The following is a 21,130-nucleotide window of genomic DNA, read 5'->3' as shown; positions in this document are numbered from 1 at the left end:
TGCGGTTCCTCCTTTGATTACCCATGGATTGCTTTACCGTCAACGGCCAATGCCGCTTCCAGATAAGCTTCGGACAAGGTCGGATGTGGGTGAATCACTTGCGCGATTTCCCAAGCGGTGGCGTCAAGTACTTTGGCCAAGCCAGCTTCTGAAATCATGTCTGTAGCGTGTGGACCGATGATGTGCACACCTAGCAAGTCGTCTGTCTTCGCATCGGACACGATTTTGATGAAGCCATCCGGTTCGCCATAAACCAACGCTTTGCCGGCACCGCGGAATGGGAATTTGCCCACTTTCACTTCATACCCTTGTGCCTTCGCTTCCGCTTCGGTGAGTCCGATGCTGCCCACTTCCGGACGGCTGTAGGTGCAACGCGGAACCTCTTGCGGATTCAGCGGATGTACGTCCAATCCAGCCATATGCTCAACAGCCAGAATTCCTTCATGGGAAGCCACATGAGCCAATTGGTAACCGCCGACCACATCGCCGATGGCATAGATGTGCTTCTCCTTGGTTTGCATAAACTCATTGACCTTGATGACGCCTTTTTCGGTTTCAATCGCCGTGTTGTGCAAACCGATGTCTTCAATATTGGCTTGCCGGCCCACGGAAACGAGCACTTTCTCCGCTGTCAAAGTAATAACCTCAGAGCCCGATTCCGCCTGCAATGTGACCACGCCGTCCGCTTTGGATACGCTTTCAGGCAAGACCTTAGTATTGGTCAGCACTCTCACTTTGCGCTTTTTCATCAGGCGCGCCATCTCTTTGCTGACATCTTCATCTTCAAACGGCAAGATCCGATTGGCGAATTCAACCACGGTCACTTCCACGCCAAAGTCACTCAACATAGATGCCCATTCAATTCCAATCACGCCACCGCCGACGATGATGATCGATTGCGGCAATTCTTGCATCTGTAAGGCGTGATCCGAATTCATCACATACGTGCCGTCTATATCCAACCCTGGCAATGTACGCGGCCGGGAACCCGTTGCAATCAGCACATATTGCGGAACCAACATCACCGGGTCGCTACCGTCTTCAGACTCCACCGAAATTGTTCCCGGTTGCGGAGAGAAAATCGACGGGCCCAAAATGCGGCCGACTCCTTTGTACACATCTACTTTGTTTTTCTTGAGCAATCCTTCCACACCTTTGTGGAGTTGGCCGACCACTTTTTCTTTTCTAGCCTGTACGCCGGCAAAGTCTAAGGTAACATCCCCTACGCGGACCCCATATTCCTCTCCATGTTTTGCATGCTGATAGATCTCCGCGCTTCTGAGCAGGGTTTTGGAAGGAATGCATCCTTTATGGAGGCATACCCCACCCACTTTTTCCTTCTCGACAACGGCTACCTTCATTCCCAATTGAGCGGCGCGAACTGCAGCTACGTAGCCTCCTGGTCCCGCTCCCAACACTACCAAATCTACGTTTTCAGCCATGCGTTACCCCCACTTTTTCTGCGACAGGTGGATAGTTTTTGGCCGTCTCTTCGCCACGTACAACGCGAAGTGCTCCTTCCACAAGCGCTTGTAATTCATTTTCTCCCGGCACAAGGTGGACAGGAGCGATCCATTCCACCCGCTCTTGGATCATTTGGGTGAAACTTTTCCCATAAGCCAGCCCGCCGGTCAAAATGATGCCGTCCACTTTTCCTTTCAACACTGCGGCGCACGACCCGATTTCCTTCGCCACTTGGTAAGCCATCGCTTCATAGACGCTTTTGGCTTTCTCATCGCCCTGCGCAATGCGCTCTTCCACTTCGCGCGCATCCGTCGTGCCCAAATATCCCATCAGGCCACCGCGGCCCACGATCATGCGCATGATTTCGCTGGCGAAATATTTGCCCGAGAAGCAGAGGGACACCAAATCCCCAACCGGTATGCTTCCCGCCCGTTCAGGTGAAAAGGGGCCATCCCCGTGCAATCCGTTATTCACATCGATCACGCGGCCTTTTGCATGCACGCCGACGGTGATGCCGCCTCCCATATGAGCGACGATGTAATTCACTTGCTCATAACTGGTTCCGTTCTGTTTGGCGACACGGCGAGCAACCGCCTTTTGGTTTAGCGCATGGAATATGCTGCGCCGTTCGATGGCGGGCATGCCCGAGATCTTGGCGATCGGTTCCATTTCATCGACCACCACCGGGTCGACGATAAACGAAGGGATGTTTAACTGGGTCGCAATCTCATGCGCGATCACCGCTCCGAGATTGGAAGCGTGCATGCCGTATTCACCGGAACGCAAATCGTCCAGCATCGGCCCGTTTACTTCATAAGTGCCTCCTGGAATGGGGCGCAACAACCCGCCGCGCGCCACCACCGCATCCAACCGTGTCAGGTTCATCCCTTCCCGGTCAAGGGTGTCCAAGATCACTTGTTTTCGAAATGGATATTGCTCAAACAAATCATTAAACTTCGCGATTTCATCTGGGTCATGACGCAACGTTTCAACCAAAATCGCTTTTTCATCATCAAACACACCGATTTTGGTTGAAGTTGACCCTGGGTTAATCGCTAGAACCCGAATCGGCTCCACCATAAACACTCCGTTTCTTTCACGCTTTTATCTGTGACTCAAGATGCTTTGGCCGTTAACGAGGAATGTGCTTCTTGTTTTGCGCATAGCTGCGATCCGCTCTTCTGCCATCCGGTCAGCCGCCTTATAGCTTGGGATGCCGTCGCGCTTTGCGATTTCGAATACTTTGAGCATATTGTCATAAATGGTTTCTACTCTTTTCATCGCCCGGTCACGATTGTATCCGTACAGTTCATCTGCAACGTTGATCACGCCGCCCGCATTGATAACATAATCAGGTGCGTAGATGATTCCTTTCTGTTCCAACATCTCTCCGTGCTTCTCTTCTTTGAGCTGGTTGTTGGCGGCACCGGCTACTACTTTACAGGTCAGGCGTTCGATCGTCTCATCGTTAATGATGGCGCCAAGTGCACATGGGGAAAAGATGTCGCAATCAACGTCGTAGATTTTGTCAGGGCTTACCGCTTCCGCTCCGAATTCTTGCACGGCACGGTCCACATTTGCCTGGTTGATGTCGGTCACGATCAGCTTAGCACCTTCCGCATGCAGGTGTTTACACAGGTTGTACGCGACATGGCCAACCCCTTGCACCGCTACAACCTTGCCTTTGAGAGAGTCATCGCCAAAGGCCACTTTAGAAGCCGCTTTCATTCCTTTGTATACGCCATAGGCGGTCACAGGGGATGGATTTCCGCTGGAACCAAACGCTGGGGAAACACCGGTGACGTATTTCGTCTCCTCACGAATGATATCCATGTCTTCTACCGTGGTTCCTACATCTTCCGCAGTGATATAACGACCGTTCAACCCTTGGATGTAGCGTCCCAATGCTCTAAACAGCGCTTCGCTTTTATCTTTTTTGGGGTCGCCGATGACGACAGTCTTTCCGCCGCCGAGGTTGAGTCCAGCTGCTGCGTTTTTGTAAGTCATGCCACGGGCCAGGCGCAATGCATCTTCAATCGCCGCATCTTCGCTGTCATATGTCCACATCCGGGTCCCGCCAAGCGCAGGCCCCAGAGTGGTATCATGGATGCAGATGATCGCTTTCAAACCAGATTGTTCATCATGGCACAGCACCAACTGCTCATAATCGTATTTCCCCATGTATTCAAAGATTTTCATGTGTAGTTCCCCCTAAACTATGCGCGTTTTTGATTGGCTGCTTGCAGTACCGCCAGAGCGATCGAGTACAATTTCGCTTCAGGAGAGTCCGCACGGGAGGTTAAAACGACTGGAGCGGCAGCTCCCAGCACCAAAGCCCCGACCTTGCTTTTGCCAAAGTAAACAAGTGACTTGTACAACATGTTGCCTGCTTCAATATCAGGAACAAGCAAGACGTCCGCTTGGCCGGCAACCGGGCTTTGGATCCCTTTGTGTTCCGCCGCATGTACAGAGACTGCGTTGTCCAAAGCAAATGGCCCGTCGATGATGCCGCCTTTGATTTGCCCACGTCTGTTCATCTGTGTCAATGCCGCCGCATCCAATGTGGGAGGCATGTTGGGATTAACTACTTCCACTGCACCCAGTACAGCCACTTTTGGTTCTTGGTTGCCAAGCGAATGGCAATAGCCGATCACGTTTTGGACGATTTGCGCCTTCTCTGGCAATGTCGGCGCCACATTCAAAGCTGGGTCTGTCACGTGGATGAGACGATCATAACCGTCCACTTCATGCGTCGACACATGGCTTAACACTTTTCCCGTGCGCAATCCGTACTCTTTGTTGAGAACCGCACGCAAGAAGTCAGATGTTTGGATCATGCCTTTCATCACAACATCTGCTTTGCCTTCACGCACGGCGGATACTGCCATCTGAGCGGCTTTGACGTCAGAATCGGCATGACCGATTGCAGCCGCATCGATCTCCAAGCCAACTTTTTGGCTTAAGGAGATGATTGTATCTTTATCTCCAAACAGAAGAAAATCTGCAATGTTGCGCTCTTTTGCTTCGCGTACCGCCTCTAGCACATCCTCATCAGCAGCTTGAGCCACCGCTACGGTGACAGATGGCAAGGTTTCCGCTTTTTTTACTACTTCCTCAAATGTTTTAATCATCCTACACACCTCTTTTTTCCGACTGTATTTGTCTGTTATCAAATCAGATTAAAAATAGTTTTCTCGGATTAGTCGGTCGCAATACCATATATGCAAATGCGGTGCCAACTAATCGACAAATGCGTGAAAGCATGATGCTTCCTGTTTTTTTATTTAAATCGTAAATAAAACCATTTGCAACGAATTGCAAAACGTCTGCAATTCTCTTCATGCAAAAAAATGCAATGTTACAGCACCCCATACCGCTCCAATTTGTAATAGAGGCTGCGAATGGAGATTCCTAACCTCCGCGCCGCTTCCGTTTTGTTTTGGCCGCATGCCGCAACCACCTGCAAAATGTAGTCCCGTTCCGTTTGCGCCAAAACTTCTTTCAGCGGTTTGCCGACGATTGCGTCGGGAACAGAGGGTGCCGCCGACGGTTGTATCATGCGGGAAAGGTCCAGTGGTGGAATATGTTCGCGCCGCATGCGTCTTTCGTTGAACGCCATATTGATCATAGCCCGCCCCAGCACATTCTCCAATTCGCGCACATTTCCAGGCCAATCGTACTGGGATAGCACGTGAATAGCGTCCTCTCCGATTTCTTCGACTTGCCGGCCGTACTCTTGATTAAACTTTTTGATCAAATGCAGGGATAAATCATACAAATCTTCTTTGCGCATGCGAAGCGGGGCAATATGTATAGGCAATACATTCAACCGGTAATACAGATCTTCACGGAAGCGTTTTTCCTGAATCGCTTTTTCCAGATACACATTCGTCGCCGCTATGACGCGCACATCAACAGGAATTGATTTGGTGCCTCCGACCCGGAGCACTTCTTTCTCTTGCAACACTCGCAACAGCTTGGCTTGGGTGCTTAAGCTCAATTCCCCGATCTCATCCAGGAAAATCGTGCCTCCACTCGCCTCTTCAAACAAGCCTTTTTTTCCGCCCCGTTTGGCTCCAGTAAATGCCCCTTCTTCATACCCGAACAATTCACTCTCTAATAGCGACTCGGACAAGGTGGCACAATTGACACGCACAAACTGGTTGTATTTACGGTCGCTCGCATTGTGAATCGCATGGGCAAACAACTCCTTGCCCGTGCCGGATTCCCCGCGTAGTAGCACCGTCGCCCGCGTTTGTGCCGCTTGCTTCGCTTGTGCCAGGGAGTGGCACATCGACTCACTGTTGCCGATGATGTCCTCAAATGTGTATTTCGCCTCCAAGGTGCGAATGATGCGGCGCGCCCGTTCCAAGTCGCGACTCAATTGCTTCAACTCGGTGACATCGTGGATGATGCCCACACTTCCCTTCAACTCATCTCCGATGATGATGGGAGCTGCATTTACCACCACTTCTTTGTGGTGCGGGCCTACTTTCATGTGAACCCCCCGTGCCGGTTGACGCGTTTTCAACACTTTTTTGTGCAGGCTCTCCCCTTCGGAAATGTCCGTTTCAGCCGGTTTCCCGATCACCTGTTCAGGGGTTAGTCCAGTCAGCCGGGTGTAGGCGGGATTGATCAGTATGCCCATGCCATCTTGATCCACGACGGAAATGGCGTCATCAGAGGAGTTGATAATCGCCTGCAACATGCTTTTCATACTCTCCAAATCAAGCACTTGCTGTGTGAGCTGTTTGATCTCGCTGATGTCGCGAAAGACGGCGACGGCTCCGATCACTTTGCCGTCCGGTGCCTTGACCGGCACACGACTGGTAATGATTTCTAATCCATTTTCCAGCGTTTGCCGGCGATTCAATTCACTAATCCCTTCTTTAATGACCACGCCCAAACGCGTGTTGGGGATGACTTCAGTAACTGGTTTTCCCAAAGACTTTGCCGGATCAACGCCGGTCATTCGCCCTGCCGCCTTATTGAACAGCGTCACTTCTCCGCGTTGGTTGACGGCGATCATCCCGTCATGTGTCGAATTGACGATCGCTTCCAGTTCATTTTGCCGCCGTTTCCACGCTTGTCCCACCAGCTTAACCATCAATCGGGCAACAGCGCCGGAAATCACATGTGTTTGAGGTGGCGCCATTTCTTTTAGACGCCCCTCCACCTCATCTGCATCCGTCACGTCCAAAATCACATCCGGAGGGGGAGCAAGGAACGTTTGCATATCCGTGGAAGTTGGAATCCCCCGCTTGCGCGCCTCCACCAGACCGGGGGCATCCGGCGCTGCATCCACCATGCCGACCACAGCAATAAAGTCGACTGAAGCCAACATGTCCAACACCGTTTTGCCGTCTTCGCCGCCTCCAACGATCAAAAAAGTTTGCAACTTGCACCCTCCTTTCAACCATCCGCCCCTTATCTTACCACACTAGGTACGGACTATTAACTTGTGCTCGGGGCTAATTGGAACGCAGGCTAGCCATCGGCGACAAAATAAGGTACTATTAGCCTTGACCACAGAAAGGACGGATGCGACATGAAACCGGTATACCAACGGATTATCGCCATCATCATCATGTGCGTGCCCGGCGCTTTGGCCATTTACGGCTGGACTTTGATGCGGGACGTCTTGTTCAACTATTTTGGTGGCCAAGGGATGGCTTGGCTTCCTTTCACTGGCGGACTCGTCTTGCTCATCGTCGGATTAGCACTGATCGGCGGTTTCCTCTTCCACCATGACCGCAAACGGAAACGAATCCAGCCACGCCTGATCGGCAAACAAAACGACCCCACCTACCGCAACAAGCCGGGTTATTGACACACTAACAGGCGTCTTTGCGCTCCATAACTCAAACTCAGGCATCCGCACCAACCAGCGGATGTTTTTTTGTGCCGCCATTCACCCTTTACCAACTGGGCACATATCTTGAGAGTGAAGACGCGAGGAGGGAAAACACATGACTTACCCACCATCATTCTGGCATCCCGGCCTTTTCAGCGAACCGATCGCCTCATCTTTTTCCTTTTTTCGCAAACTGCTCAACCGAATAGAAAAGGCAGCAACAGATCCTGCACAACGCGAAACCTCGGTTCGGCTACGGGAACAACTCACGCAAATCGAGCACACGCTGTTTAGCCCAGATCCTTATCTCACGGCAACGGGGGAACAACAATGGCGGCATTGGTTGCGATCGTTTGCTCGCTTGTTGGAACCTATCGAAACGATAGCCACTTCCGCTCGACAACCCGAAGAATCACCGTACAAGCAAGAGACATCTACTGTCTCCGCTTACCGGCCGGTGCCAATCGGTCAACATCAACTCCCACCACTTCCCTATCCGTATGATGCCCTTGAACCCTACATCGATGAAACCACCATGTGCATCCATCATCAAGAACATCACAAAAAATATGTAGAAGACTTAAATAAAGCAGAAACCCAATTGGCGCACGCGCGACAAACCGGCGATTTCTCATTGATCAAACATTGGGAAAGAGAATTGGCCTTCAACGGCGCTGGCCATTATCTCCACACGCTTTTTTGGGAATCGATGAGTCCGCGTGGCGGCGGCGAACCCAGCGGAGCGCTTAAAAAGCAAATCATTCACGACTTTGGTAGCTTCGAAGCCTTTAAAAAACAATTTTCTGAAGCAGCCGAAAAAGTGGAAGGAGGAGGCTGGGCCATCCTCGTCTGGAGCCCCCGCGCCCACCGACTCGAAATCCTGCAAGCCGAAAAGCATCAAAACTTGTCACAACAGGACATCGTTCCCTTGTTGCCGCTGGATGTGTGGGAACACGCCTATTATCTTAAGTACCCCAACAAGAGAAGGCAGTATATCGACGCTTGGTGGCACGTTGTCAATTGGCCTCAAGTCTATGAACGCTTCTGCAAAGCCCGCCAACTCCGCTGGCACCCCTACTAAATGTTTGAGGCAGGTGGTTCGCATGGCCAAACATAAGTCTTACACCAAAGAGAAAAAACCAAACAATCCTCCAAAACCCCGTTACACCAATCAGGCCAATCTATTCCATCGAGATGTGATCGCCCCCCTGGAAAGGCGTTACCGCCAATGTCTGCAAGCGCGGGAATATGAAAGCGCACGCGCCCTCCTGCGAGAACTGGAAACAGCGCGTCGCGAGCACCGGATTTTGATTCACCGCAACGAACGGGTCAAAATCAATTGAGCCTGCAAGCCGACCCACTGACATCGGCACCCTTCCAACTATCACACGCCTAGCATTTCAATCGTATGATGCGGGCGGCATCCAGTTGCTGCCCTGATCTTAGTACCAGGTATTATGACCTTATCATAAAACCTTGCACAAATGAAGCCCTCTGTATCCACTTCCTTTTTCAGCACAAAAAGAAAACAAGCCGCTGATGTTGCCAAAGAATCCTCTCTGACAACATCAGCGGCTTTAGATCATTGGTGTAAATAGCTCCGTTTTCACGTACAATCCCTATCCGACTTTGTGCTCGATCCGCAATTTGTCGGCCACCATCGCAATAAACTCACTGTTGGTCGGCTTCGCTTTGGACACATTGATGGTGTAACCGAACAGACTGCGAATGGAATCCATGTTCCCCCGGCTCCAAGCCACTTCGATCGCATGGCGAATCGCACGCTCCACCCGGCTCGGAGTGGTGTTGTATTTTTCCGCAATCCGCGGGTACAAAGACTTCGTGATCGCCCCCAACAGATCGACCTCATTGTAGACCATGGATATCGCTTCCCGCAAATACAAGTATCCTTTAATATGCGCCGGCACGCCGATTTCATGAATCACGTTGGTGATGTTGGCGTCCAGGTTGTTTGCCCGTGGGGAAGGCACGCTCACCTGCGACGTTTTTACAAACGACGCCTTGCCGCTGATCCCTTTCATTTGCCGGATGCGATGTGTAAGAACGTCAAGATCAAACGGTTTGAGTATGTAATAAGAAGCACCCAACTCGACCGCCCGCTGAGTGATGTTTTCCTGGCCAAACGCGGTCAGCATGATCACTTTGGGCACCGGTTGCAAATTCATTTGCTGGATCTGCTCCAACACGCCTAACCCATCCAAGTGCGGCATGATAATATCCAACACGAGCACATCTGGCACCCGCTGTTTGATCATGTCTATCACTTCGCCACCGTGATGGGCGACCCCGATCACTTCAATATCCCCTTGGCTCATAAGATGTTCCTTCAAAAGCTCGGCAAATTCCCGATTGTCATCCGCTAATATGACTCGGATCTGATTCAATGAGAGACCCTCCTAATCATCCATACCAGTTTCCTTTTTTGCATTCGACAAACGTAAAAATCTTCCTGCAATTCCCGGTACTAATTGCGGAAAATTTGTAAATGTCGTGAAAATGAACGTTTGGTTTTTAAAAGATTTCATTTATGTATTCTAGAATATTCATCACCTTATTGCAGAACCCTATATACAAAGGAGGTGATAACAATGAGACACCAAACTGACGAGCGTAGCTTGGAACAACAGCAAAAAGAGCGGAAAAACAGACATAGCTCACCAGAGCAACCCTCTGTAGAGCCCACCCATGCTGGTAACAAGAAATTGACCGGCCCTGACCGCCCCTCTACATAATCTCACCGGCCGAATGGTATCTCCATTCGGTTTTATTTTGCCGAGACAATGATACCATATATTTTCCGATTAATATTATAATTGTTATTCTAGTTGAATTACAACGCAAAATAATTTAACATATTAAGCATGTGAATTATTGACTTAGTCAAATGTTTTGCCCTGCCACGTAAAGTTATAAACAAATGATTTATCCCTTATATCAGTCATAGCGTGAGGTGATTATATGAAGATGAAAAAAATTGGCTTAGCTTGGCAAATTTTAATCGGACTCATCCTGGGGATCGCGGTTGGTGCCGTATTTTATGGTAACCCCAATTTTGAACAATACTTACAACCAATCGGCGACATCTTCTTACGTCTGATCAAGATGATCGTCATCCCCATCGTCGTCGCAAGCATCATTGTCGGCGTCGCTGGTGTGGGGGATATTAAGAAACTTGGCAAAATCGGCGGCAAAACCATTCTATACTTCGAGATCATCACCACCATCGCCCTCTTGGTCGGGCTTTTAGTAGCTAACATCTTCCAACCCGGCGCCGGGGTCGATATGAAAGCGATTCAAAAAACAGATATCCAAAAATATGTGGATACCACCCAAGAAGTGGAAAGCCATGGCATTGCTGACACTTTCGTCAACATTGTCCCAACGAACCTGTTCACTTCTCTGGCAGAAGGGGACATGCTGGCCATCATCTTCTTCTCGGTGATGTTCGGTCTCGGGGTTGCCTCCATCGGCGAACGGGGCCAACCGGTATTGCAATTCTTCCAAGGTGTGGCTGACGCGATGTTCTATGTGACCAACACTATTATGAAGTTCGCACCATTCGGCGTATTCGCCCTGATTGGTGTAACCGTATCCAAGTTTGGTTTGCAGTCACTCATCCCGCTCAGCAAGCTGGTCATTTTGGTATATGCAACAATGGTGTTCTTCGTGCTCGTCGTACTTGGTCTGACAGCCAAACTGTTCGGCATCAACATCTTCTCATTGATTCGCATCCTAAAAGACGAACTGATCTTGGCGTACTCTACATCCAGCTCGGAAACCGTGTTGCCGAAACTGATTGAAAAAATGGAGAAATTCGGTTGCCCCAAAGCGATCACTTCATTTGTGATTCCGACCGGATACTCCTTCAACTTGGACGGCTCTACATTGTATCAAGCGATCGCAGCCATTTTCATCGCGCAAATGTATGGAATCGATCTCACCTTGACCCAACAAGTCACCTTGTTGCTCACCCTGATGGTTACTTCAAAAGGGATTGCAGGGGTGCCTGGCGTTTCCTTCGTCGTTCTCTTAGCCACGCTCCATGTGGTGGGAATTCCGGCTGAAGGTCTGGCCTTCATCGCTGGCGTCGACCGCATCATGGACATGGCGCGGACCGTGGTAAACGTCATTGGTAACTCCCTCGCGGCAGTGGTAATGTCCAAATGGGAAAAACAATATGATGAGAAACAAGGCCAATCCTATCTGGCTGAAATAAAACAAGCTGCCTAATAAACGTACAAGCCCGTTGCGTTAAGTTTAACCAACGGGCTTGTTTTTTATTAACAGTTCGGCATGCACTTGCTGTAGCCAAGCACCAATCTTCTCCCGGTTTACCACCAAATCGGCCTCAGCGTCAAAATCAGTAGGCTCCCAATTGATGATGACCAGTTTGGCCCCTTGTTCCTTAGCGCGAATGGGGAAGAAGTTGGCCGGACTCACTTGCAAGGAAGAACCCAGTACAATCAACAATTCCACTCCGTCAATCAGCGCTTCGGCCCGCTCTACCTCCTGTTCAGGCAAATTTTCCCCAAACAGCACCACCTTCGGGCGGATAAAACCGCCGCAAACACACGTTGTTCCGGTTTCTGTCTCATACTGTTGCGCAGGGTATGTCTTCTGACACTCCATGCAAACGAGCTCCCGCAAGCTACCGTGCAACGCTGCCACCCGCTTGCTGCCCGCCGCTTGATGAAGCCCATCGACATTCTGCGTGACAATCCCATCGATCCAACCTCTCTTTTCCCATTCGGCCAACACCGTATGGCCTTCGTGAGGCCTTACCTTGAGCAAGCCTTTGATTCGCTGGCGATAAAACTGGATAAATTCGTCACGGTGATGAGTCAGCGCATAGGTACTGGCATAATAAGTCGGATCTTTGTCCCGCCACATCCCTTGCTTAGCAGAACGAAAATCCGGCAAACCGCTTTCCGTCGACATTCCCGCACCTGTGAAAACCACCGTTTTGTTAGATTGTTTGATCCACTCTGTGATCAATTTCCCCCGCCTTCCTTTCCCAATTTTCCGTTATTGTAACACAAAAAACAGCGGGACCCGAAAGGGTACCCGCTGAAGTTTGCATCACGCCCGCATCCTGCAACATCCATTCGATAAACGTTCCATAACCAGAAGTCGGATCATTGACGAACACATGAGTCACAGCTCCGACTAATTTACCGTTTTGAAGGATCGGGCTACCGCTCATCCCTTGTACAATGCCCCCGGTTTTTTTCAATAAGCGCGGGTCAGTTACTTTGATGATCAAGCCTTTGGTTGCCGGATACTTTTGCCGTAGCGCATGCAGTATTTGTATATCGAACGCTTCCACCTTTTGCCCTTCAACGACCGTTAAGATTTTGGCCGGTCCTTCTTTCACCTGATCAGCTAAGGCGACAGGAATCGCCTGCTTCGCTTCACCTGCTCCGGGCATGTCGCCCAATTGCCCGAATATCCCGAATGGCGTGTTTTTCTTGATATTGCCCAAGACCTGATTCTCCTGGAAGAATATCGCCCGTTTTTCTCCGGGCTCCCCTGATTCCCCTTTTTGAATCGATGTCACACTCGATTGCACGATTTTTCCATCTCCCACCCGAATCGGCTGGCCGGTGTCCATGTCAGTGATAACATGTCCCAACGCACCATATACCTGATGAGCCGGATCGTAAAAAGTGAGCGTTCCCACTCCCGCAGCGGAATCCCTGATGTAAAGACCCAAACGGTACATCTGCTCTTTTTCGTCAAACACAGGTCGAATCGACACGGTCCTCTTCTTCCCTTCACGCATGACAACCATGTTCAGCACCCGCTTTTCTTTACCGGCCTGATTGACAGCATCAGCCACATCCCTGATTTGCTTCACCGGCTTGCCATTCATGCGTACCAAATAATCCCCGACACGAATGTCGGCTTGTTCGGCCGGAGATTTCACTTCTTTATTTTTGCTGTGCACCACATGATGCCCCACGACTAATGCCCCATCCGAACGCAATTTGACGCCGATGGATTGTCCTCCCGGCACCACTTTCAACTGGGGATAGACCTGGACATCCACCTGTTTGATTGGCAACTTCCCAAACAACTTCAAGGTCAGTTGCGTTTTGCCCACCGCTTGAGGCAACAAGGTCATTGGCTGCTTGAGGTCAAGCGGCACGCGGGCGTTTGCCGCACCATTCACATGAAGAACAGCTGGATTGGAAACATTAGCCGTAGCTGTTACGGGCATGGAGAGCTGAAGCTTGCGCCATTCTCCCTGAAGGAGACGAATTTCCCGGGGAAAGTTGGTGAATTGACGAAATGTCGTGGTGGTACTTCCCAACGTGATGAGAAGCACGAGGAGAAAGCCAAAGAACTTTTTTGCTGAAATCCTGTTCATTTTCATCATCACTCTCCTCAAGCTTCCCGCCTACCCCTCCGCCTAATTCGTGGTCTTTACTAACTTTAAGTTAACCGCGCCCTTGGGCTTTTATGTTCGACAAATGCTTCCTCCCCAACATAAAAAATGCCTTTGACCGACCAAAGGCATCCCCCTTGAATCCGATCAACGGCATTTATCCATAACGCTTCACTTTTTCAGCCAAACGGATCATCTCTTCCGCGTGTTGCATCGTGCGGTTGGTCACTTCCACTCCACCCAGCAACCGGGCCAACTCCATGGTGCGGCCGCGGCGGTCGAGGCGTTCCACTTTGGTACGCGTCTTATCTTCTTTTAGCTCTTTGGAAATATAAAAATGATGATCGGCCATGCAGGCCACTTGCGGCAGGTGGGTAACGCACAAGACCTGATTTTGCCTGGAAACCACCGCGATCTTCTCAGCAATCGCCTGGGCCGCTCGTCCACTCACCCCGGTGTCGATTTCGTCGAAGACCAAGGTGTCCGCACTGTCGGTGGCGGTAAAAATGCATTTCAATGCCAGCATGATCCGTGACAATTCCCCACCGGAAGCAATTTTGGTGAGAGGCTTGAGCGGTTCGCCCGGATTGGGTGCGATTTGGAATTCCACCACATCCTGCCCATGTGGCAACAGTTCATTCGCTTGGTATGTTTCAGAATAAAAAGCCACATGAAATACGGTTGAAGCCATATTCAGATCGGCCAGCTCTTGCTCCACTTTGGTTTCCAGTTGGGCGGCAGCTTCTTTGCGCAACTGGGTCAGTGTTTTAGCCAGCGCATAAAGGTCGGTTTCCGCGGAAGCAATCTTCTCTTCCAATTCAGCCACAGATTCTTCCCGATGTTCCAGTTGACTCAATTCCTGACGAACCTTGTCTCCGTAAGCCAAAATTTCCTCGATCGAGTCGCCGTACTTCCGCTTCAGCTGCTTAATCATGTGCAAGCGCTCTTCCACCTCATTGAGCCGGCCCGGATCATATTCAAACGCATCCCGGTAACGAGCAATGGCACGCGCTACCTCTTCCAGCTGATAATAAGCGGATTGAGCGCTTTCCAACAAGCCGCCAAGCGACTCATCCACTTCCGCCATTCCTTCCAAATGCGTCAGCGCTTCCTGCACCTGCTCTAATCCGCCTTGTTCGCCGTTTAAGTGTTGGTACGCGTGAGTGGTATGCATCATCAGTTTTTCGGCGTGAGCTAGGCGGCTGCGCTCTTGCTCAAGTTCTTCCTCCTCGCCCGGCACCAATGCCGCGGCTTCAATCTCTTGCGCCTGAAACTGCAACATATCCACACGGTACGCCAAGTCCTGCTGATCCATATGATAGCGGGCCAATTCTTTCTTGAGCGCCTGATATTCGCGAAACCGGGCCTGATACTGCTCCCTGACGGCGATCACTTCATTCCCCGCAAACGTATCCAGCCAGGACAAATGCTCTTCTACGCGCAAGAGAGCTTGGTGTTCATGCTGTCCAGAAATGTCCAACAGCGTCTGCCCCATCTGTTTGAGCATGGCAAGCGTGATCGTACGGCCATTGATTCGGCAGACGCTTTTGCCGCTAGCGGTGATTTCCCGGCGGATGATCAAGGTGTCCAACTCATCAGCGGCGAAGCCCCACTCCTGGAGCAACGCATAGGCAGGATGGGAAGCAGATACTTCGAACACGGCTTCGATCTCCGCCTTGTCCGCGCCGTACCGCACAAATTCTGCCGAGGCGCGCCCACCGATCACCAATCCGAGTGCATCAATCAAAATCGACTTACCGGCACCCGTTTCGCCCGTCAAAACATGAAACCCTTCACTCAATTGCAGCCGAACCTCTTCAATGATCGCAAATTGGCGAATAACGAGTTCTTTGAGCATCTCTTCCTATCGCCCCTTATACCAGATCCAAGAAGCGTTGCACTAGCTCTGGTGCTTTTTCTTTCGAACGGCAAATGATCAAAATGGTGTCATCCCCCGCCAGTGTACCCAATAACTCATCCCAATCCAGATGATCCATCAAAGCCGCGATCGCATGAGCGTTTCCCGGCAAAGTCTTCAGTACGATCAGATTCTCACTCGCATCAATGGAGACAAACGATTCCTGCAAGGTGCGCTTCAATTTTTTGAGCGGATTGATCCGTTTGTCTTCAGACGGCACCGAATATTTATAGATTCCTTTGGAGGTGGGCACTTTCACCAACTGCAATTCCTTGATATCCCTGGAAACAGTGGCTTGCGTTACGTTATAACCCGCCCTCTTCAGCTCTTCCACCAATTCGTCTTGGGTTTCTATCTCCTTCATGCTGATGATTTCACGAATTTTAATATGACGCTGTGCCTTCATCACTTTCCTCCTACCCTACTGTCCACACTTTCTCCTTGAAGTTTTTTCCTAACCACTTCAAAAAAAGAACGGTCTTGCCATTTGATCAAGTGTGCGGGAGTGCGGGAGCGTTTCACCCGCACCACGTCTCCTTCCTTCAAACAGTATCCGATCTGCCCGTCGATGGTGATCGCCATTTCGCGATGGACGGCGGAAACATGGATTTCCAACACCGCTTCTGCAGGAAGAACCATGGGCCGCGATGTTAGGGTGTGAGGGCAAATCGGTGTCAGCAAAAGCACCTGTATGCCCGGATAGACAATCGGTCCTCCGCAAGACAGCGAATACGCCGTCGACCCGGTTGGCGTGGACACGATCAAGCCATCACCGGAATATGTACCCAAAAACATCCCATCCATATAAGCCGTACATTGGATCATCCGTCCGAACGAACCTTTGGAAATGCCGATGTCATTCAGGGCAATCCCCGTTTCAACTACCTCGTTGCCACGCAATACCTCGGCTTCAAGCATTAGCCGCTGTTCAATGGTATAATCCTCATTCAACACACGGTCGACGGCCATAGACAGATCATCCGGCTCCGCTTCCGACAGAAAACCCAGCTGTCCCAAGTTGAACCCCAAGATCGGCAATCCCGCCGCGGCAAAACGCCGGGCCACGCCGAGGAGCGTCCCGTCCCCTCCCAACACGAAAACCAATTGCACGCGTTCGGTGAATAGCTCCAATTCCAACCCCAGATCCGGCCGTTCTAATCGCATGGCCAAAGCGTTGTCCACAAGGACTTCAGCCCCGCGTTCCTCCAAGAGGTGAACCAATCGCTCCGCTACTTGCACACTCTTCGATTTGCTTTGGTTCGCTGTGATGCCGATGGTTTTCAACAGTTCCACCTCTATCTCTCAAATCCGTCAGAATAGTATCAGCCACAACAAAAGCGCGCCCAAACCTAAACCACCGTACACCGCCAACCCAGCTCGCGACCGTTTGGCGTGAAACGACAACTCCGGCACATCAAAAAAAATGCGCTTGACCGTTCTTTTTTCACGATCGACGTATAGCAAGCCATCAGGTTGACACAACAGGTAATACGCGAGGAAAAAGTCGCGCAATCCAGCACCTGACAACCGCAGGGGCTTTCGTTCCCTCGCCACGATTACAATATAACATTCCTCGTCTTGTCTGGCGATATAATCGATGTACAAGCGGCTCTCATATTCCTTGTCATCCATCTCGATCGAGAGAGGAATTCTCTCTTTGCCGCCTATGACTTCATACCCGTTTTCCCTCAACAGATCAGGCACTTCTCCCCGGAACTCCTCCTTCGGCTCCGAGGGAGGATTGCTCCTGATGCGCGGTATGAATTGGGTAGCGATCAAATACAAGATGGCGCCCAATATCAGAAAAAGAACGAGGGTGTCTCCAGGTTGTTGGGCCATTCCCCTCCCCCCTTTTCCTAATTATTCGCATCAAGGGCGGAGAACCCTGCCACCAATGAGAGATTAGCGGGATCTGCCATCCAGCTTATGGGCGCCTAGTGCTTACTTTAGAATCTGTTATGGGCCGCCGCTACAACTTGCGCGATGTCTTCGGACAAGTCGCCTGGCGTCACGGCCTCTTCCAAAACCAAGTAACCGAGAAACTCGATGTTCCCTTCGCCCCCTTTGATCGGAGAAGGGGTCAACCCCCGCACATCAAAGCCAAGCTCTGTGGCCATCTGCACAAAACGGCTTAACACCTGTCGGTGAACGGCTGGGTCCTTGACGATTCCCTTTTTGCCCACTTGTTCCTTGCCGGCTTCAAATTGCGGCTTGATCAGCGCGATCACTTCCCCTTGTGGTTGCAACAGCTTCTTTAGTGTCGGCAAGATGTGTTTAAGGGAAATGAAAGACACATCGATCACCGCAAAGTCAGGAGTAGCTCCTTTGAGGTCTTCTGGTTCAAGGTATCGGAAATTGGTGCGCTCCATTACGATCACACGTTCGTCTTGGCGCAATTTCCAAGCCAATTGTCCATATCCGACATCGATGGCGTACACTTGCTTGGCCCCATTTTGCAACGCGCAATCAGTGAAACCACCCGTGGACGCCCCGATGTCTAGCACCACGCGTTGCTCCATCTGAATCGGAAAAACACGTAGGGCTTCTTCCAGCTTCAACCCGCCGCGAGAAACATATGGATGAAGCTCGCCTTTCACCTCAATCACGGCATCAACGGGGATTTTCATCCCCGCTTTGTCCACCCGTTCATTATTCACCAATACAAGGCCGGCCATAATGGAGCGTTTCGCTTGTTCACGACTTGCAAAATGGCCTTTATTCACAAGCAATATGTCAAGACGTTCTTTTTCCACTTGCAACCCTCATGCTTTCTGGATTTTTTGCGCAACGTGCCGCCGCACTTCTTCGGCGATTGCGTCAGGTGTGAGCCCCACCTCGGCGCGCTGCTCGGCGATGCTACCGTGTTCTACATAATAATCTGGCACACCCAACACTTTCACAACCATCCCAACTTGTTCCTGAGCGGCGTAGTATTCCAACACGGCGCTGCCAAATCCACCCGCGATACAAGCCTCTTCCACCGTAAACACCGGGATCTGCTCTCGCGCCAACTCATCTAGGCACTCCGTGTCCAACGGTTTTGCAAACCGAGCGTTGATCACGCGAGCTTCAATGCCGTCGGCCGCCAAGCGCTCACTTGCGGCCAAAGCGATGGGCACCATGTTGCCGAACGCCAGAATCGCCACATCGTTCCCTTCCCGCACGCATTCTGACTTGCCGATCGGAATGACGCGGAATTCCTCATCCATAGGCACGCCTACACCAGCTTCTTTGGAATAGCGGACGGCAATGGGGCCGTCATGGTTTACCGCCGTATACAACATGTGTTGCAATTCATTTTCGTCTTTCGGCATCATGATGACCAAGTTCGGTTGGTTTCGCAAGAAGCTGATGTCGTAGATCCCTTGGTGCGTCTCACCATCCTCGCCGACAAAGCCGGCCCGGTCAATGGCAAAGACCACGGGTAAGTTCTGGCGGCACACGTCATGCACAACCTGGTCGTAGCCACGCTGTAAGAAAGTAGAATAGATGGCCAACACCGGCTTGATCCCTTGTGTCGCCAAACCGGCGGCAAAGGTGACCGCATGCTGTTCGGCGATTCCCACATCGAAACACCGATCGGGGTAAGCCGCTTGAAACTTCTCCAATTTGGAGCCCGTCAACATCGCGGGCGTCACAGCCACAATTCGCTCATCGTTCGCTGCCAAACGAACCAAGGTGTCTCCAAACACCGCTGGGTACGCAGGCGCCCCGCCCGCTTTTTTCTGGAACGCGCCCGATTCGATTTTGTATGTGCCAACGCCGTGATACACGACAGAATCATTTTCAGCGGGTTTGTAGCCATATCCTTTTTTGGTCACGACGTGAACCAACACCGGCCCTTTTGTTTTGCCGGCCAACCGCAAGCTCTCCATCAATTCGTCTAGCTTGTGGCCATCCACTGGACCGATATAGGTAAATCCGAGAGTTTCGAACAGGACACCGGAGACGACTAGATATTTCAAGCTGTCTTTGATCCGCTCCACCGTTTTGGCAAAAGGCGCACCCACCGTGGGGATCTTCATGAGCAGCTGTTCTACTTCTTCTTTGATTTTGTTGTAACTCTTGTTGGTCCGCAAGCGCGCCAAATGGTTGTGCAACGCGCCCACGTTAGGACTGATCGACATCTCATTGTCATTCAAGATGACAATCAGGTCTTTTTTGGTCTCGCCGATGTGGTTCAACGCCTCCAGCGCCATACCACCTGTCAGAGCCCCATCACCGATGATGGCGATCACTTTGTTGTCCTCGCCTTTGAGGTCGCGGGCCGTGGCCATCCCCATCGCACCAGACAGGGATGTACTACTGTGCCCTGTTTCCCACACATCGTGTTCGCTTTCCCGCATTTTTGGGAATCCGCACAATCCTTTGTATTGCCGCAAGGTGGGAAACATCTCCCGGCGATTTGTCAAAATTTTGTGCACATATGCTTGATGCCCCACGTCCCACAACATTTTGTCCCGTGGACTGTCAAACAAGTAATGCAGGGCGATGGTCAACTCAACCACGCCCAGATTGGACGCCAAATGGCCTCCTGTTTTGGATAAGCTCTCTATAAGAAATTGACGGATTTCCTCTGCTAATTTCGGCAATTCCTCCACAGACAACCGTTTCAGTTGATCCGGAGAATTAATCTGTTCGAGGAGCACGGATAACGCCTCGCTTTCGCTTTCTTTTCTTATTCGATTTCACATGAAACAAAGACAATCGGAACTGTCGGTTTATCCAATAAAAAAATCTACCAACCCTGAAAATGATCTGATTGGAATAATGAATGGATAAGGTTTTGCCGAGCGCCTTTCCCCCAACAGTAAGTGCGGAAATGAGCGAAACCAAAACAATGTCGACCACCCCGCTACTTAGCTTCCATTCTGGGAAAGATATCACAAATGAAGCCACCACGGCAACAGCGACTGCACCGCTGATCACTCCACTGATATCGCCAACCACGTCATTGCAGAAGTTGGAGAATTGGTCTGCTCGCCTCACGATGCCAATGGCTTCTTTGGCTCCAGGAATTTTTTGGGCCGCCATAGCGTGAAGCGGTTTCTCAGAAGCGGCCGCGGCGGCGATGCCCAACATGTCGAATCCGATCCCAATCGCCACAATCATCAGTAGTACCATCATCCCCCCACCCCAGGACATCCCCCGAAGCACAGTTTGGGACGAGACGGACAAAATACAGGCGATAAACGCGGATATCAGACTGACAGTAATCGCCCAGCGCATAGATTTTCGGAGTAATGAAACCATCAGGTAAAAATCCCCTTCATCCCCAACATTCCAGAAAAATGCCGGTCTCATGATGGACCGGTTTTCGTAGCTTAACTCTTCTTCCCTATGTAATTTCCCCGGTTTTCAACCCTATATGTGAGAAGAGTGGCGACAACCTAGGTAAACTCTGCGGCTTAGGTCCAGTAGGCTTTCCCAAAGGGGTATCCCGATCGTCGCCGATCTGGCGGTTTCCCTTTACAACCCCTCTCGG

Annotated in this window: 20 protein-coding genes; 5 read left to right on the top strand and 15 right to left on the bottom strand. The window is 50.9% G+C overall.

The window, feature by feature from the left end; all coding sequences use genetic code 11:
- Positions 1–17 precede the first annotated feature (17 nt).
- The 5 genes from lpdA to QQZ12_RS12980 form a co-directional block, all read right to left on the bottom strand.
- Complete coding sequence (gene lpdA, locus QQZ12_RS13000) at positions 18–1,442, bottom strand: dihydrolipoyl dehydrogenase (protein ID WP_284724519.1); 1,425 nt, start codon at positions 1,440–1,442, stop codon at positions 18–20.
- Positions 1,435–2,541 carry a butyrate kinase gene (gene buk / locus QQZ12_RS12995; RefSeq protein ID WP_416332431.1) on the bottom strand — a complete coding sequence of 369 codons (1,107 nt, stop codon included), beginning with the start codon at positions 2,539–2,541 and terminating at the stop codon, positions 1,435–1,437. Before buk ends, lpdA begins: the two co-directional genes overlap by 8 nt.
- Before the next feature lie 27 nt (positions 2,542–2,568).
- Positions 2,569–3,663, bottom strand: coding sequence for a Glu/Leu/Phe/Val family dehydrogenase (locus QQZ12_RS12990; RefSeq protein WP_102992159.1), 1,095 nt, complete (start codon positions 3,661–3,663; stop codon positions 2,569–2,571).
- Between the two features lie 17 nt (positions 3,664–3,680).
- Entirely contained in the window at positions 3,681–4,595 is a 915-nt protein-coding gene (gene ptb, locus QQZ12_RS12985) for a phosphate butyryltransferase (protein ID WP_022736187.1), read from the bottom strand.
- A 227-nt stretch (positions 4,596–4,822) separates the two neighbouring features.
- On the bottom strand, positions 4,823–6,862 hold the full coding sequence (locus QQZ12_RS12980) for a sigma-54 interaction domain-containing protein (protein ID WP_284724518.1): 2,040 nt from the start codon (positions 6,860–6,862) through the stop codon (positions 4,823–4,825).
- A gap of 150 nt (positions 6,863–7,012) precedes the next feature.
- On the opposite strand from QQZ12_RS12980, the gene QQZ12_RS12975 reads away from it, so the two are divergent.
- The 3 genes from QQZ12_RS12975 (at position 7,013) to QQZ12_RS12965 (ending at position 8,661) form a co-directional block, all read left to right on the top strand.
- Complete coding sequence (locus tag QQZ12_RS12975; protein WP_102992157.1) at positions 7,013–7,294, top strand: DUF2627 domain-containing protein; 282 nt, start codon at positions 7,013–7,015, stop codon at positions 7,292–7,294.
- 139 nt (positions 7,295–7,433) lie between these two features.
- Positions 7,434–8,399 carry a superoxide dismutase gene (locus QQZ12_RS12970; protein ID WP_284724517.1) on the top strand — a complete coding sequence of 322 codons (966 nt, stop codon included), beginning with the start codon at positions 7,434–7,436 and terminating at the stop codon, positions 8,397–8,399.
- A gap of 22 nt (positions 8,400–8,421) precedes the next feature.
- On the top strand, positions 8,422–8,661 hold the full coding sequence (locus tag QQZ12_RS12965; protein WP_102992155.1) for a hypothetical protein: 240 nt from the start codon (positions 8,422–8,424) through the stop codon (positions 8,659–8,661).
- Between the two features lie 276 nt (positions 8,662–8,937).
- Here QQZ12_RS12965 and spo0A read toward each other — a convergent pair whose 3' ends face one another.
- Positions 8,938–9,723 (bottom strand): sporulation transcription factor Spo0A, encoded by a 786-nt coding sequence (spo0A, locus tag QQZ12_RS12960; RefSeq protein WP_102992154.1) that lies wholly within the window; start codon positions 9,721–9,723, stop codon positions 8,938–8,940.
- 204 nt (positions 9,724–9,927) lie between these two features.
- Between spo0A and QQZ12_RS12955 the strand changes: the two genes are divergently transcribed.
- Both QQZ12_RS12955 and gltP read left to right on the top strand, forming a co-directional pair.
- The gene (locus QQZ12_RS12955) at positions 9,928–10,071 is read left to right on the top strand and encodes a hypothetical protein (protein ID WP_284724516.1); all 144 of its coding nucleotides are present in this window, start codon (positions 9,928–9,930) and stop codon (positions 10,069–10,071) included.
- 232 nt (positions 10,072–10,303) lie between these two features.
- A complete protein-coding gene (gltP, locus tag QQZ12_RS12950; RefSeq protein WP_102992153.1) occupies positions 10,304–11,569 on the top strand; it encodes a glutamate/aspartate:proton symporter GltP in 1,266 nt (421 codons plus the stop codon).
- A gap of 27 nt (positions 11,570–11,596) precedes the next feature.
- Here the strand turns inward: gltP and QQZ12_RS12945 are convergent, their stop codons facing one another.
- From QQZ12_RS12945 to QQZ12_RS12905, 9 genes are all read right to left on the bottom strand, one after another.
- On the bottom strand, positions 11,597–12,334 hold the full coding sequence (locus QQZ12_RS12945; protein WP_284724515.1) for an NAD-dependent deacylase: 738 nt from the start codon (positions 12,332–12,334) through the stop codon (positions 11,597–11,599).
- Positions 12,306–13,709, bottom strand: coding sequence for a SpoIVB peptidase (gene spoIVB / locus QQZ12_RS12940; RefSeq protein WP_431606311.1), 1,404 nt, complete (start codon positions 13,707–13,709; stop codon positions 12,306–12,308). The genes QQZ12_RS12945 and spoIVB overlap by 29 nt, the downstream gene beginning before the upstream one ends.
- Positions 13,710–13,884: 175 nt before the next feature.
- Positions 13,885–15,585: a DNA repair protein RecN gene (recN, locus tag QQZ12_RS12935; RefSeq protein WP_284724514.1), complete on the bottom strand. Its 1,701-nt coding sequence runs from the start codon at positions 15,583–15,585 to the stop codon at positions 13,885–13,887.
- 16 nt (positions 15,586–15,601) lie between these two features.
- Positions 15,602–16,054: a transcriptional regulator AhrC/ArgR gene (gene ahrC / locus QQZ12_RS12930; protein WP_102992149.1), complete on the bottom strand. Its 453-nt coding sequence runs from the start codon at positions 16,052–16,054 to the stop codon at positions 15,602–15,604.
- Positions 16,051–16,929: an NAD(+)/NADH kinase gene (locus tag QQZ12_RS12925; protein WP_102992148.1), complete on the bottom strand. Its 879-nt coding sequence runs from the start codon at positions 16,927–16,929 to the stop codon at positions 16,051–16,053. Before QQZ12_RS12925 ends, ahrC begins: the two co-directional genes overlap by 4 nt.
- Positions 16,930–16,956: 27 nt before the next feature.
- Positions 16,957–17,484: a hypothetical protein gene (locus tag QQZ12_RS12920; protein ID WP_284724513.1), complete on the bottom strand. Its 528-nt coding sequence runs from the start codon at positions 17,482–17,484 to the stop codon at positions 16,957–16,959.
- Positions 17,485–17,591: 107 nt separating this feature from the next.
- A complete protein-coding gene (locus tag QQZ12_RS12915) occupies positions 17,592–18,404 on the bottom strand; it encodes a TlyA family RNA methyltransferase (protein ID WP_102992146.1) in 813 nt (270 codons plus the stop codon).
- Positions 18,405–18,407: 3 nt separating this feature from the next.
- Positions 18,408–20,294, bottom strand: coding sequence for a 1-deoxy-D-xylulose-5-phosphate synthase (gene dxs, locus QQZ12_RS12910; protein WP_102992145.1), 1,887 nt, complete (start codon positions 20,292–20,294; stop codon positions 18,408–18,410).
- The gene (locus QQZ12_RS12905; protein ID WP_022736171.1) at positions 20,275–20,898 is read right to left on the bottom strand and encodes a hypothetical protein; all 624 of its coding nucleotides are present in this window, start codon (positions 20,896–20,898) and stop codon (positions 20,275–20,277) included. The genes dxs and QQZ12_RS12905 overlap by 20 nt, the downstream gene beginning before the upstream one ends.
- Between the last annotated feature and the right edge of the window lie 232 nt (positions 20,899–21,130).

The sequence above is a fragment of the Laceyella tengchongensis genome (genome assembly GCF_900182735.1).
Lineage (GTDB): Bacteria > Bacillota > Bacilli > Thermoactinomycetales > Thermoactinomycetaceae > Laceyella > Laceyella tengchongensis.
Note: the sequence above shows the minus strand (reverse complement) of the source record. Positions and strands in the feature narration are given on the sequence as shown.

Bases quoted from the DNA above. Each gene is read 5' to 3' on its own strand.
- gltP (WP_102992153.1), top strand. From the start codon at position 10,304: ATGAAAAAAATTGGCTTAGCTTGGCAAATTTTAATCGGACTCATCCTG.
- QQZ12_RS12955 (WP_284724516.1), top strand. From the start codon at position 9,928: ATGAGACACCAAACTGACGAGCGTAGCTTGGAACAACAGCAAAAAGAG.
- QQZ12_RS12975 (WP_102992157.1), top strand. From the start codon at position 7,013: ATGAAACCGGTATACCAACGGATTATCGCCATCATCATCATGTGCGTG.
- spoIVB (WP_431606311.1), bottom strand. From the start codon at position 13,709: ATGAACAGGATTTCAGCAAAAAAGTTCTTTGGCTTTCTCCTCGTGCTT.
- QQZ12_RS12990 (WP_102992159.1), bottom strand. From the start codon at position 3,663: ATGAAAATCTTTGAATACATGGGGAAATACGATTATGAGCAGTTGGTG.
- ptb (WP_022736187.1), bottom strand. From the start codon at position 4,595: ATGATTAAAACATTTGAGGAAGTAGTAAAAAAAGCGGAAACCTTGCCA.
- lpdA (WP_284724519.1), bottom strand. From the start codon at position 1,442: ATGGCTGAAAACGTAGATTTGGTAGTGTTGGGAGCGGGACCAGGAGGC.
- QQZ12_RS12905 (WP_022736171.1), bottom strand. From the start codon at position 20,898: ATGGTTTCATTACTCCGAAAATCTATGCGCTGGGCGATTACTGTCAGT.
- QQZ12_RS12920 (WP_284724513.1), bottom strand. From the start codon at position 17,484: ATGGCCCAACAACCTGGAGACACCCTCGTTCTTTTTCTGATATTGGGC.
- recN (WP_284724514.1), bottom strand. From the start codon at position 15,585: ATGCTCAAAGAACTCGTTATTCGCCAATTTGCGATCATTGAAGAGGTT.
- QQZ12_RS12965 (WP_102992155.1), top strand. From the start codon at position 8,422: ATGGCCAAACATAAGTCTTACACCAAAGAGAAAAAACCAAACAATCCT.
- QQZ12_RS12970 (WP_284724517.1), top strand. From the start codon at position 7,434: ATGACTTACCCACCATCATTCTGGCATCCCGGCCTTTTCAGCGAACCG.